Source organism: Dongia rigui (assembly GCF_034044635.1).
GTDB lineage: Bacteria > Pseudomonadota > Alphaproteobacteria > Dongiales > Dongiaceae > Dongia > Dongia rigui.
In genome coordinates this window covers 1,495,191-1,508,371 of the sequence record NZ_JAXCLX010000001.1, presented here as the reverse complement: position 1 = coordinate 1,508,371, position 13,181 = coordinate 1,495,191, and the positions used below count along the sequence as shown (strand labels likewise).

The window sequence follows — 13,181 nt, the reverse complement described above, 5'->3', positions numbered from 1 at the left end:
TTAGACCCAGGAACCGATCCATGACGCATCCCGCTCTCACATCCGATTCCGTCGCCGTCATCACCGGCGGTGCTGCCGGTATTGGCCTCGCTATCGCCAAGCAGTTTGCGCAACTGGGCCTGCGCATCGTCATCGCCGATCTCGGGGCCGACAAAATCGCCCGCGCGGTTGCGACGATCGCGGCTGAGGCGCCCAAAGGGACCGCCGCCGTGCTGGGTGTCGAGACGGACGTCTCGAAGCTCCCCGATGTGCAACGTCTTGAGGTGCGGGTGAAGGCGGCCTTCGGCGGCACGGATGTGCTGGTCAACAATGCCGGCATCCAGCCCGGCAGCACGATCCTGGACGGCACCGACAACTGGCAGCGGATCCTCGGGGTCAATCTCTGGGGCGTCATCCATGGCGTGCAGACCTTCGTGCCGGCGATGATCGCGCGTGGCCGCCCCGGCCTCGTCATCAACACCGGCTCGAAGCAAGGCATCACCACGCCGCCGGGCGATCCCGCCTACAACACCTCGAAGGCCGGCGTGAAGGTGGTGACGGAAGCGCTGCAGCACCAGCTGCGCAACACGGCCGGCTGTCGCATCAGCGCACATCTCCTCATCCCCGGCTTCGTCTTCACCGAACTTGCTGCGCAAGGCCGCACCGAAAAGCCGGCCGGCGCCTGGACGCCCGATGAACTCGCTGCCTTCATGATGACGCGCCTCGCGGCCGGCGATTTCTACATCCTCTGCCCCGACAACGACGTCCCGCGCAGCCTCGACGAACGCCGCATCCTCTGGGCCGCCGGCGACATCGTGGAGAACCGCCCGCCGCTCTCACGCTGGCACCCTGATTACGGCGCGGCGTTTGCGGAATTTGCCAAGAAGGGGTGATCACCCCACCAGCACCTCGTCGAAGAGTTCCAGCATCGCGGCCCAGGACCGGGCGTCGGCGGCGGCGTCATAGCGGACGACGTCGGGCAACTGGCGTTTGGCGGCCTGTTTGTTGGTGAAGCTGTGGACGGTGTTGCCGTAGAGGTGCATCTGCCAGTCGGCACCGCAGCTGCGCATCTCGGCTTCGAATTCGGCGCGTTCTGCCGGGGGAATGAAGGGGTCGTCCGCGCCGATACAGGCGAGGATGCGCGCCTTGACCCCGCCGGGCGCGGCCGGCGCCTTGCTCTCCAGGCCGCCATGGAAACAGACCGCCGCCTTGATATCGGCGCCGGCGCGCGCCAGTTCCAGCGACATGGTGCCGCCGAAGCAAAACCCGATCGAGGCCATCCGTGCTGGGTCGACATCCGGTCGCGCAGCGAGGGCCGCCAGCGCTGCAAGCCCGACCCCGCGGAAATGCGCGACGTCGTCGTAGAGCGGCTGCAGCTTATCGACCGCGGCATTGATGTCGTCGAACAGGAAGCCCTCGCCATGAATATCGCAGGCCAGCGCCACATGGCCCAGCTTGGCGAGGCGTTCGGCGCGCTCGCGCACATGATCGCCCAGCCCGAAGACGTCGGGGAAAACAAACACGGCCGACTTACGGCCGGGGCCTGCCGGCAGATAAAGCTCGCTGCGCAGGTTCAGCCCGCTACCCGTATAGTTGATGATTTCGCTCGGCATCGCCTCATCTCCTCAAGCCACGGTTTTATCTTAAGGCCGGGGCGCTGCCCGGTGAAGGTTCGCTAGACCGCCCCCAGCACGGGCGCATGCGGGCGGCGGAGTTCGGCGAGGATGTGGCCGAACAAGGCCACCAGCACGATGGCGCCGCCGATGAGGGTCGCTTGTGACGGTGCGTCATTCATGAAGATCCAGGTCCAGAGCGGCGTGAAGGGCACTTCGAGCGCGGTGATGAGGCTGGCGGAGGCAGCCGAGATGCGCCTTGCACCCACCACATAGAGGGCGAGGCCGCAGGCATTCTGCACGATGCCGAAGAGGAGGATGAGGCCGAAATCGGTCGGTGTCACGGAACCCAGATGGATGAACGGCACCGCCGCCAGTGCGCAGATGAACGATCCGCCGGCCATGGCGGGGAGCATCTGGATGTTGCGGTAGTGGCGCATGACGGTGGCAAGGCCCGCAACGGCGAGCGACATCAGCACGGCGAGGATCTTGCCCAGGAGTGAGCCGCTGCCGCCATCGCCCGTCACCATGAAGAGGACGCCGCAGACAGCCACACAGCTGGCGATGAGCGTGGCGAGGCTCGCCTTCTCGCGGATGAAGAGATAGGCGATGCCGGCGGTCATGAAGGGCGCGGTGGCATAGATCACCATCGCCTCGGCCACCGAGGCATAGTGAATGGCGCTGAGGCCGAAGATCATGCTGGCACCGGCAAGAACGGCTGCCGCCAAGGTCGGCCCGCGCATCGCCTTCAGTGTAGCAAGGGCCTGGCGCTTCTCGACCAGGGCGAAAATCGCCATGATGGCCGTGCCGGAAACAAGACCACGCAGGAAGATGATGGTCATGAGGTCGGCCTTGATCGACAGCATGAAGAGGCCCGAGAGCGACCACAGCAGGGCCGAAAGGGCGACATAGGCGAGGCCCAGCCGGTGCTGCCTGGCGTGGTCGGTGGTCATGATGGATCCTGGATCGGCCGATCTTGCGCGACATCCACTAGCATTCATTGGCGCATAAGAAAACGGTCAGCAAAGAAACGGCCCGCGCGCCGAAGCGCTGCGGGCCGTCTCCCACCCAACCTGAAACGAAGGGCTTTATTCGGCGGGAACCGTGTCGGCTTCCGGGACGTAATCGGGCTCTGCGTCACCCTGGCGTCGGCTCAGCCACAGCGAGAAGAGGCCGGTGAGGCAGGCGGCGAGGGCGACGATGGCGCCGACCCAGGGGATCGTCTGGTAGCCCAGGCCATATGAGATGGGGAGGCCGCCGAGGAACGCCCCCGAAGCGCAGCCGATATTGAAGCCCGCATGATTGAGGACCGAGACCAGGTTCGGCGCCCCCTTGGCTTCCTTCACCACATGCATCTGCAACGGCGCCACCACGGCAAAGCCCGCCATGCCCCAGACGATGAGGGTGGCGATCGCTGCCGCCGGATAGGCCGAGGTGACGGTGAAGAGCGCCAGCAGGCCGGCGATGAAAAGGAACAGGCCAATGAGCGAGGGCATCAGCTTCCAATCGGCAAGACGCCCGCCGATGAGATTGCCGATGGTGAGGCCGATGCCAAACACCACCAGCACATAGGTGACCGAGCTGACGGCGATGCCGGTGACATCGGTGAGGATGGGGCGGATATAGGTATAGACCGCGAACATCGCTGCCGCCGACATGGCGCTCATCGCCATGCCGATAACAACCTGCGGCCGCTTCAGCACGGCAAATTCGCGCAGCATCGACTGGGCCTTATGCGCCTTCATCTTCGGCACCATCAGTGCCACGGCGAGGGCGGCGATGCCGCCGATGACGGCAACGGCGACGAAGGTGAAGCGCCAGCCGAAGGCCTGGCCGAAGGCCGTGCCGCCGGGAACGCCCAGCACATTGGCGACGGTGAGGCCGGCCATGGTGAGTGCCATCGCCTGGGCGCGTTGATGCGGTTCGGCAAGATCGGCGGCCACCACCGCGGCGATGCCCATGAAGGCCGCATGCGCAAAGGCGGTGAAGACGCGGGCGGCCATCATCAGCTCATAGCTCGGTGCCAGCGCGCAGAAGATGTTGCCGAGCATGAAGATGCCCATGAGGCCGAGGAGGGCGCCCTTCCGGGGCAGGCTGGCGGTGAGGATGGCGAGGATCGGTGCGCCGATGATGACACCCACGGCATAGCCGGTGACCAGCAGGCCCGCCTGCGGGATGTCGACCTGGAGGTCCCGCGCCACATCGGGCAAGAGTCCCATGACCACGAATTCGGTCGTGCCGATGCCGAAGCATCCGGCGGAAAGGGCGAGGATGGAACGCGGCAGGGCCATGGCGGGTCGGCACTCTTAAAGGGGTGCTAGGGAGCAGAACATAGATTTCGCATGTGCAGCAAAATTGGAAAAGTTAATTCGTCATACCAAAGCTGCGGGGTGCCCTGCAAAGCGCGCAGATTGTTAGCTAACCACTTGTCGCTTGCGACCGGGGACGGGTTATGAAAAAGTCCGGCAAAACGTATAGCTAATCGATTAGCTATACGATTAGCTGGCGAAAAACAGCCATTTCGGGAGAGACGCGGATGTACACCAAGAGGGCCCTTCACAGCCTCGGCGTCACGGGCGCCGATTTCACGGAATCGGAACGCCGGCAGCTCGACGAACAGGGCTTCTATCTGCGCACCAACATGTTCACCCCGGCCGAGTGCCGCGAGATGGCCGAGGCCTTCGACAAGCTCTCGGCCGCCGAGGGCGAGCAGGGCGGGCATGAGGTCCATATCGAACCCGGTGCTCCCCGCGTCTCCAACATCTTCAACAAGTCGACCGCCTTCGACCGTTGCCTCGAGATCAAGCCGGTGCTGGCCTCGGCCGCCTATCTCCTGGGCGAGATCAAGGTACATGGGGCCAATCTGCGCGAGCCGTTGCAGGGCAAGGGCCAGCAGGATCTCCATGTCGACGTGCCCAAGCATTTCGACGGCGATTGGTGGGTCCTCAACGCCATCATCTGCTTTGATGACATGACGCTCGACAACGGTCCGACGCGCGTCGTGCCCGGCTCGCATCACTGGGCGCCTTTGAACTGCTCGATCGTCAACCGATTCGACTGGCAGCCGCAGCCCTTGTCGGCGCAAGACCAAGCGCGTGTGCCGCAGGATGCCGGGGCGCCCTATCCCGGCGAGGTGCTGGTGACCGCCCCGGCGGGTTCGGTCATCATCTGCAATTCATCGATCTGGCATTCGGGCACGCGCAACAAGGATGGTGCGCGCCGCCGCGTGCTGCACTTGACCTATACCCGCCGCGATCTGCCGCAGCAGCTGGTGCAGCGCGAGCATCTCCTCCCCGCGACCTATGAGCGGATGAGCGACGTGCACCGCTATCTCCTCGACATCGAGCCGATGGCGCCCGGCGCCATCCTGCAATCGGCGCGCGCCCCCGGCGCCTCGAAGGATTGGTGGGCGTAAGAGCAACTCATGGCAACGATGCGCGATGTGGCCCAAGAGGCCGGTGTCTCGGTGGCGACGGTCTCGGCCAGCCTCTCCGGCCGCCGCTTCGTCAGCCCGGAGCTGAAGGCCCGCATCACGCAAGCGATCTCGAGCCTCGGCTACCGTCCCGATGCGGTGGCGCGGTCATTGCGCACCGGCAGCACCGATCTCCTAGGGCTGGTCATCCCCGATATCAGCAATCCCTTCTTCACCGAATTCGTGCGCGAAGTGGAGCTGATGGCCAAGGCCTATGGCTATGCGACGATCCTGGGCGACAGCGGCTATGACGTGGCGACCGAACGCAAGATGCTTGATCTGATGCGCCAGCAGCGCGTCGACGGCGTCGTGCTGTGCCCGGCAGGCGGACGCGACGACTATCCCTTCGACGACTGGCCGGAAAACTTCCCGCTGGTCGTCGTCGACAATGCTTGGAACGACACGCCCTTCGACACGGTGGCCCTCGACAATGCCGGCGCGGGGCTTGCCATCACGCAGCACATCATGGGCCTCGGCCATGCCGAGATTGCCATCATCGCCGGGCCACGAGGCAATTTTGCGAGCGATGATCGCCTCAATGGTTTCCTGCAGGCGCTGCGCAAGGGCGGCCTAAACGCTCCCGCCGATTTCATCCGCCATGCCGACTTCCGCGAAGCCGGTGGCTACGATGCCGCCAACGCGCTCCTCGACCTGCCGCGCCGGCCCAGCGCCATCTTCGTTGCCAACAACAACATGCTGATCGGCGTGATGCGCGCCCTCCATGACCGCCGGTTGAACGTGCCGGATGACATCTCGGTCGCCAGCATCGACGACTTCCCCTGGGCCGGTGCCTTCCGCCCCGGCCTCACCGTCGCGCGCCAGCCGGTGGCAGCCTTCGCCCAGCATGCGCTGCGCCTCATCCGCAAGCGCCTGGCGGAAGAAGAGGAAACAGCGCGCGAACAGGTCAAGCTTGCGGCCGAATTGGTGATCCGCGAATCCGTGCGCAAGCGCTGACGATGCGCTAGGATCCCGCGCCGGTCCGCACCACCAGTCGCGCAAGGGGATATCATGACAAGAAGGTTGGAGAGCAAGGTCGCGCTGATCACGGGCGCCACATCGGGCATCGGTCTTGCCATCGCCGAGAAGTTTGCGGCCGAGGGTGCGAAGCTCATCCTCACCGGGCGCAATGCGGCGGCGGGCGAAGCCTTGGCGGCAAAGACCGGCGGCATCTTCGTGGCCGGCGACGTGACGCAGAAGGGCCTTGCCGAAAGAATCACGGCGCTGGCTGTCGACAAGCTTGGCCGTCTCGACATTCTCGTCAACAATGCCGGCATCGTCCATCGGGGCAACATCCTCGAAACCACCGACGATGATTTCGCGCGCGTCATGGGCGTCAATGTCGACGCCGTGTTCCGCTTCAGCCGAGCCGCCGTGAAGCAGATGGTGGCGCAGTTCGATGTCGGCGGCAAAGGCGGCGCCATCGTCAACATCGCCTCCGACTGGGCCTTCGTGGCAGGGCGGGGTGAACTTGCCTATTGCACCTCGAAAGGGGCCATCATCATGCTGACCAAGGCGATGGCCATCGACCATGCCAGGCAAGGCATCCGCGTCAATGCCGTCTGTCCGGGTGACGTCGAGACGCCGATGCTGGTCGGCGGGATCTTGCATCGCGGCGATGAAAAGCAAGCGGGCCTCCAGAAAAACGGCGAAGGCATTCCCATGGGCCGCGTCGGCCAGCCCCACGAAATCGCCAACGCCGTCACCTTCGTCGCTTCCGACGAAGCCAGCTTTATCACCGGTCACGCCATGCTGGTCGATGGCGGGAATACGGCACAGTAGGGCGCGCAGGGATTCCGGTTTCGCGGCGTGACATACTTCAAGTCGTACCATTCATCACTCAGGGGACAGGCCTGATGAAACCGCTTTGTGCCGCATTTCTCGCCGCTTTCCTGGGCCTTGCCGCCCCGGCCCTGGCAGACAATCTGCCGGCCGGCGCCAAGCTCGAGAAGGACATCGCCTACGGCACCGACCGGGCGCAGAAACTTGATGTCTATCTGCCGGCTCATGCCAAGAATGCGCCGATTCTGTTCATGGTGCATGGCGGTGGCTGGCGCAGAGGCGACAAGGACATGGACCGCGTCGTCGACAACAAGGTGGCGCGCTGGTTGCCGAAGGGCATCATCTTCGTCACGGTGAACTACCGCATGGACGAAACCGTGACGCCCGTGATGGAAGCCGACGATGTCGCGGCGGCGCTGGTCAAGGTGCAGCAACTGGCGCCGGGTTGGGGTGGCGATCCCGGCAATGTCATCCTGATGGGACATTCCGCCGGCGCCCATCTGGTGACGCTGATCAACAGCGCGCCCGAGATCGCCACTGCGAAGGGCGCGCGGATGTGGCGGGGCACCATCTCGCTCGACAGCGGCGCCATGAACGTGCCGGAGATCATGCAGGGGCGCCATTTCAGGCTCTATGACGACGCCTTCGGCAAGGACCCCGCTGCGTGGGAGGCCGCCTCGCCCTATCACCGCCTCAAAGGGCCGACACAGCCGCTGCTCGGCATCTGCCGCCAGCGCTCGGCCGATGCCTGCCCGCAGAACCGGCAACTCGCCCGCAAGGCCGTCCAATTCGGGGGCAAGATGGAGGTGCAGCCAGAAGCCATCACCCATGGCGAGATCAACAGCACGCTCGGCCTCCCGGGTGCCTATACCGAGCGCGTCGAGGCCTTCATGCGCGCGCTGGGTTGGCCGGTCTGAGGCGGTTCGCCCGCGGCATCCATGGCGGCCAATCTTAAGTCGCGCTGTTGAGCGCCGCGATGGGCAGCGAGACGATCGCTTTGGTGCCGACCCCATATTCGCTTTCCAGCCAGATCTTGCCGCCATAGGCTTCGACCAGGCGCCTGGCATTGACCAGGCCAAGGCCGACACCGCCATACTGGCGGCTGATGGCCTTTTCGACCTGGCCGAACGGCTGGAAAAGTTCCGCCATCGATTCTGGCTTGATGCCGATACCTTCGTCCGCGACGGTGATCTGCAGGTCTCCCTTCGGCGTGACGACGGCCGAGACATCGATACGGCCACCGGCATGGGAGAATTTTATCGCATTGCCGATGAGGTTTATGATGACCTGCCGCAGATGGACCGGTTCCATCCGGACAGGCGGCAGGTCCGCCATGTCGCCGCACACAATATCGATGCGCCGTTCCGCCGCCTTGCCGAACAGCAATCTCTGGCAGGCCTCGATATTCTCGCCGATATCGGCCGGCGTCTGCGTATCGGCAAGCGTTCCTGACTCGAGCTTGGCCATGTCCAATATCTGCGTGATGATGCCCAGCAGGTGGTGGCCGGCGTCGGTGATGTCCTTGGAATACTCGCGATACTGCGTGACGCCCAAGGGGCCATAGATCTCCTTTGAAATGACTTCCGAGAAACCGATGACGGCGTTGAGCGGCGTTCGCAGCTCGTGGCTCATATTGGCCAGGAACTGCGACTTCGACTCGTTGGCGGCCTCTGCCTTGACGAGGGCTGCTGACAGCTCTGCCGATCTGCGCGCCTGACTGACCATCAGCTTCATGACCCAGCTTCCCAGCAATGCGATGACGATTGTCGTCAGGCATGCCAGCAGCGTCGGAAATGCCAGTGTAGCCAGGAACAGCGCGTGGAGGTCAGCGCGCTTGATCGCGGCGAAGACGTGAAGCGGCTCTTCCGGTACGGGCCCGAACGCGGCCAGCATTTCCCCGGAGCCATCCGGCGACGGCAAACTGGCTGCCATCAGATCGGTCTGGTTCTTCACGATCACGTCGCTGAACCCCGCGATGAGGTTTCCTCTTTGCGCGTCATTCGGCGGCCAAACGAACAGGATTCTGCCGTCGCTCCGCGTTATGCCGACCACGGCAGGCGCAATATCTGTGAGATGCGAAAAGGCGTCGTTGAAGGTCTTTTCGGTGATATAGGCGCCGATATATTTGACCCCCGCGTCATTTGGCTGGGCCCGCATGGCAATGGGTACGGTCCTCAATCCACCGCCACGACCAAGGATGGGCAAGCCGATGAATTCCTGGCCGGCCGGCTTGTCGCGCAAGGCCTCGATGTAATCGCGATCCCCCAGATAGATCCTGTCGGCAAAGACCTTGCCCAGGGTCAATCGCCAGAATCCGTGATCCTCTGCGTCAACCAGGCCAAGGGTGACGAGTTGCCGGCCGTTGCCCTGAAGCTTGGCGAGAAGATTGCGAAGCTCGTCGAGCGGATGTTGCTGGGCGATCGAGAAGTCTTCCGCGAGCCAGTGATCCGTAACGCTCTGCATGGTACGCGCGGCTCGAAACACAGCGTTGGTATGGGCACCCATGACGTTCTTGGCGCCATAGAGTTCCTGATTGGCCTCATCTTCGATCGAGTACCAGACATTGATCGCGTAGGAGGCGAACGTCACCCAAATGGCGACCAGGACGGTGAGGGTGAAAACGGCTGCGGGTCGTCCCGGCTTGCGCCACCACTCAACGCCGGCAAGCCGATAGAGAAGTCGGTACGCCAAGATGCCTCCTCCGCCCGACCCTATCCACGCATCGGCGATTGCCCCGCAAATGGTCGGTGTGGAAAGATTTTTATAGTCTCGTTCCGTTAACGGCGCCTTACTCTCGACATCGCGGCCTTGGCGCCGCGACGCGCTTCGCCTGCCGCCAGCATGCGATGTGCGTGTTAGGAGCAGTATCCTGTTGTTGTTGCGATCGGCCGCCAGACGAGGTCTTCCCCAACGCATATCCCTGGGCGTGCATGCGCCACGAAGATGCAAGACCCATGGTTGAAGAGGTCGGTCGGCGGGCTTATCCTTCGAACAAGAATCGAAGGGATGACAACTGGACGGGTGTATGGGCGGATTTGATGCCGATGCGTTTGCTGCGGGAATCCACCATCCGCATCTCCAAAGATTCTTTGCCTATTGGCGTGCCAAGGCCGGCGGTCGCGACATGCCGACGCGCGCCGATCTCGACCCGATCGATTTCCGCTACGCCCTCGGTTATGTCGTGCTGGTCGATGTCGAGCGGCACCCGTTGCGCTTCCGCTTCCGCCTCTATGGCAGCGGTCTGGTGAATTATTTCGGCGATGGCGACTATACCGGCAAATATGCCGATGAATTGCTGCCGGCCGATTATGCGCCTTTCGTGGTGGAGGCCTACACTGCCGCCGTCGAAGGTCGCGTACCGCGTTACGCGGCGCGCGACCTGGTGATGAACCAGCAGCGCCTCATCTATAAAGTGCTCACGCTGCCGCTTGCCGATGCCAAACAACCCGACGAGATCGGCATGCTTGCCATCGTCATGCTGCCGATCGAACGCAAGCCCGTGACGGCGCCCTAGCGCCGCTTCTCGGTGGCGAAATAGAGCATGGCCGCGACCGGCAGGCCGAGGCCGATCCAGGCGGTCAAGGACCAGCCGCCTTGCGCGAAGGCCCAGGCACCCAGCGCCGAGCCTGCCGCACCTCCCATGAAGAAGGTCGCCATATAGAGGCCGTTGAGGCGGCCGCGATATTCGGCACCCAGGCTGTAGATCATGCGCTGGCCCAGCACGACATTGGCGGTGACACCGAAATCGAGCACGACCGCCGCCGCAACCAGAAGGCCCAGCGACAACGTGCTGCCGGGCGCCACGATCTCGGTCATCAGGAAAGCGATGGCGACGGATGCCATGGCGCAGGCGGTGGCCGGCCGCGTCAATCCGCGATCAGCGAGGCGCCCGGCAATGGGAGCCGCCACGACGCCGGCGACGCCGGCCAGGGCAAAAAGCGCGATGCCGGCCTGGCTGATGCCGAAAGCAGGGCTCGCCAGCAGCAAGGGTGTCGCCGTCCAGAACAGGCTGAAGGCGCCGAACATAGAGGCCTGATAGAGCGCGCGGCGCTGCAGCACCGGCGTCTTCAAGGCGAGATGCGCCATCGAGAGCAGCAAATCGCCATACTTCATCTGCGAGGCCGGGAAGCGTTGCGGCAACGCGCGCGAGAGGAGGAGGCCGAGCGCCACCATCACCGCGATCGAATAGAAATAGACCACATGCCACGAGCTCACTTCCGTGATGAAGCTGGCAATGGGCCGCGCCAGCATGATGCCGAACATCAGCCCGCTCATGACATTGCCGACCACCTGGCCACGCTTGGCTTCAGGTGCCAGATGGGCGGCAAAGGGCACCAGGATCTGCACGGCGCAGGAGCCGATGCCGATAAAGAGCGCCGCCGGCAGGAACTGCGCCGCATGGGTCGAGAAGGCAGCGGTGACCAGGGCCAGCGTGCCCAGCGCCATGACCCCCAGGATGAGGCGCCGGTTCTCGATGAGATCGGCCAAGGGCACGATCAGCAGGAGGCCGATGCCATAACCAATCTGCGTCATGGTGACGAGGAAGCCGGCGATATGCGGCGACAGGCCAAGGCTCTCGCTGATCGGCTTCACCAATGGCTGCGCGTAATAGAGATTGGCGGCAATGAGCCCGCAGGACATCGCCATCAGGAACGTCATCCAGCGCGAGATGCCGGTGCCGTCCTTATGTGACGTCAGGTCATTGGTCGCGTGAGTTGGCGGTTCCGGGCGCATCGCTGACTGTTCCATCCTTGGATGCGCTGCAACATAGGTGGCGATGCATGCTGGCGGAACCCACGCCAACGCATCGCTTGCATGCCGAAACGAGGGAACCGGCGCCTTGCCGGTGTGAAATGGGGCGCCGGCGTAACCCCGCCGCTCAATCCTTGGGCGCGGCAGCGTCCTTCACCGGGTCTTGCGTCGGGATGCCGTCATCGGCGATATCCGGCGGGAAACCGGAATAGTCCTCAATGGCGAGGCATTGCTCGATCTTCTCGCCAACGCGCAAGGGGAACATGCCAAAGCGCACCTCCAGCGTATAGCCGGCCCGGGTCGGCCAGGTATAGCTGCCAAAGACCGGCGCGCCGGTTTCGAAGGCGCGTTGATAGCAGGCGAGCAGCGTGTGGTTGGCGCTGTTGCGATCGACCGGCAGGAACTCGTCGAGATAACGCCCCGTCAGGCTGAGGTCGTTCCACCGGTCGGCCTCGGTGCCGACCAGCATGTAGCGCACGCGAAAAGGATCGGTCTCGAATTTGACGATGTAGAGATAGGGCAGCAATTGCTTGATCGCCGTCGGATCGACATCGCTGCGTTGTGGTACCGCGCCACCGGCGAGGCTCCGCCAATAGCTGTGCAGAGCTTCGATGCTGCCGGCAAGAATGCGCACAGTCGCCATGTCCCCAGCATGACCTCAGTCACTGACTCTGTCGAGGGTCGGGGCGTGGGAAAAATACCCGAAGGAGCGCAAGCGGCGTGTGCGCGCTGGATGGCCGCAGCCATCCAGCCTCTAGCGGTCCGGCGTCATCTGGTCGAGGATCGTCTCCGCCACCAGATGCCCCGCCTTGGCACGGAAGGCGGCCAGGGCCGGTGCCTTCATGTGGTCCTGCCACAAATCGAAGCTTTCCCAGCTTTCGACAAAGATGGTGCGGCCCTTTTTCTCGTTCGAGACATGGAGCTCATAGCGGATGCAGCCCGGCTCCTTGACGACGCCGGCCACCAGCTCCCGCTGGGCGGCGAGCAGTTCGTTTTCCTTGCCGGGATGGGCCTGGACCTGGGCGATGATGGTGAGGGGTTTTTGCGCCATGTGTTCTTACTCCGCGTAGAGGTGGGACAGCTTGTCGTAGCCCCAATCGATGTCGGCGATCTGCCAGCCCTTGGCCGTCTTCTGCAGCATCAGCGTCAGGTTCTTCTCTTCGCCGTAGCTTTTGAGATGGACCTTGGCAGTGGTCGTGTCAGGGGTCGATGACTTGCCGACGGCGGTCGCCAGTTCGGTGATCTCCCAATCCTGGGAATCGACGAAGGGATCGCCATCGAGGGCCGGTATCTCATTGGCGGCGGCAGCCTTGGCATCGTCGGCCACGATCTTGGCCGCCAGTTCCGGCGTGAAATATTTTTCGATCATCTTCTGGTCGCCCAGATCGACACCACTGCCGGCGGGCTTGCCGGCGTAATGGCCATAAAGTTCCTCGAGCAGCGCCTGCGGGCTGTCGAAGCCTTCCTCGGCAACACTGGCGGCACAGCCGGCGATGAGAAAGGCGGCGGCGATGAAAACGGGACGCAGATTGAACGACATGGCGGGATCCTTGCGACTTGAATGACGAGTCAGCGGCCATTCTAGC

Annotated in this window: 14 protein-coding genes; 6 read left to right on the top strand and 8 right to left on the bottom strand. The window is 63.7% G+C overall.

The annotated features are described in order from the left end of the window. Positions 1–20: 20 nt before the first annotated feature. Positions 21–872, top strand: coding sequence for an SDR family NAD(P)-dependent oxidoreductase (locus SMD31_RS06975; protein WP_320500088.1), 852 nt, complete (start codon positions 21–23; stop codon positions 870–872). Here the strand turns inward: SMD31_RS06975 and SMD31_RS06970 are convergent, their stop codons facing one another. From SMD31_RS06970 to SMD31_RS06960, 3 genes are all read right to left on the bottom strand, one after another. Next, positions 873–1,592 (bottom strand): dienelactone hydrolase family protein, encoded by a 720-nt coding sequence (locus tag SMD31_RS06970; RefSeq protein WP_320500087.1) that lies wholly within the window; start codon positions 1,590–1,592, stop codon positions 873–875. Between the two features lie 62 nt (positions 1,593–1,654). Beyond that, positions 1,655–2,545, bottom strand: a complete 891-nt coding sequence (locus SMD31_RS06965; protein ID WP_320500086.1) for a DMT family transporter — start codon at positions 2,543–2,545, stop codon at positions 1,655–1,657. A gap of 135 nt (positions 2,546–2,680) precedes the next feature. After that, the gene (locus SMD31_RS06960; protein WP_320500085.1) at positions 2,681–3,883 is read right to left on the bottom strand and encodes an MFS transporter; all 1,203 of its coding nucleotides are present in this window, start codon (positions 3,881–3,883) and stop codon (positions 2,681–2,683) included. Between the two features lie 245 nt (positions 3,884–4,128). On the opposite strand from SMD31_RS06960, the gene SMD31_RS06955 reads away from it, so the two are divergent. The 4 genes from SMD31_RS06955 (at position 4,129) to SMD31_RS06940 (ending at position 7,760) form a co-directional block, all read left to right on the top strand. Beyond that, complete coding sequence (locus tag SMD31_RS06955; RefSeq protein ID WP_320500084.1) at positions 4,129–5,007, top strand: phytanoyl-CoA dioxygenase family protein; 879 nt, start codon at positions 4,129–4,131, stop codon at positions 5,005–5,007. Positions 5,008–5,016: 9 nt separating this feature from the next. Beyond that, the gene (locus tag SMD31_RS06950; RefSeq protein ID WP_320500083.1) at positions 5,017–6,018 is read left to right on the top strand and encodes a LacI family DNA-binding transcriptional regulator; all 1,002 of its coding nucleotides are present in this window, start codon (positions 5,017–5,019) and stop codon (positions 6,016–6,018) included. A gap of 54 nt (positions 6,019–6,072) precedes the next feature. Next, positions 6,073–6,843, top strand: coding sequence for an SDR family NAD(P)-dependent oxidoreductase (locus SMD31_RS06945; RefSeq protein WP_320500082.1), 771 nt, complete (start codon positions 6,073–6,075; stop codon positions 6,841–6,843). Between the two features lie 74 nt (positions 6,844–6,917). After that, a complete protein-coding gene (locus SMD31_RS06940; protein ID WP_320500081.1) occupies positions 6,918–7,760 on the top strand; it encodes an alpha/beta hydrolase in 843 nt (280 codons plus the stop codon). Between the two features lie 34 nt (positions 7,761–7,794). Here the strand turns inward: SMD31_RS06940 and SMD31_RS06935 are convergent, their stop codons facing one another. Next, positions 7,795–9,534, bottom strand: coding sequence for a sensor histidine kinase (locus SMD31_RS06935; RefSeq protein ID WP_320500080.1), 1,740 nt, complete (start codon positions 9,532–9,534; stop codon positions 7,795–7,797). Positions 9,535–9,868: 334 nt separating this feature from the next. Between SMD31_RS06935 and SMD31_RS06930 the strand changes: the two genes are divergently transcribed. Then, positions 9,869–10,357 (top strand): PAS domain-containing protein, encoded by a 489-nt coding sequence (locus SMD31_RS06930; protein ID WP_320500079.1) that lies wholly within the window; start codon positions 9,869–9,871, stop codon positions 10,355–10,357. Here SMD31_RS06930 and SMD31_RS06925 read toward each other — a convergent pair. The 4 genes from SMD31_RS06925 to SMD31_RS06910 form a co-directional block, all read right to left on the bottom strand. Continuing rightward, complete coding sequence (locus tag SMD31_RS06925; protein ID WP_320500078.1) at positions 10,354–11,577, bottom strand: MFS transporter; 1,224 nt, start codon at positions 11,575–11,577, stop codon at positions 10,354–10,356. The genes SMD31_RS06930 and SMD31_RS06925 overlap by 4 nt on opposite strands. A gap of 145 nt (positions 11,578–11,722) precedes the next feature. Further along, on the bottom strand, positions 11,723–12,238 hold the full coding sequence (locus SMD31_RS06920) for a PAS domain-containing protein (RefSeq protein ID WP_320500077.1): 516 nt from the start codon (positions 12,236–12,238) through the stop codon (positions 11,723–11,725). A gap of 111 nt (positions 12,239–12,349) precedes the next feature. Continuing rightward, entirely contained in the window at positions 12,350–12,646 is a 297-nt protein-coding gene (locus tag SMD31_RS06915) for a putative quinol monooxygenase (protein WP_320500076.1), read from the bottom strand. Positions 12,647–12,652: 6 nt separating this feature from the next. Next, a complete protein-coding gene (locus tag SMD31_RS06910) occupies positions 12,653–13,135 on the bottom strand; it encodes a DUF3828 domain-containing protein (RefSeq protein ID WP_320500075.1) in 483 nt (160 codons plus the stop codon). Between the last annotated feature and the right edge of the window lie 46 nt (positions 13,136–13,181).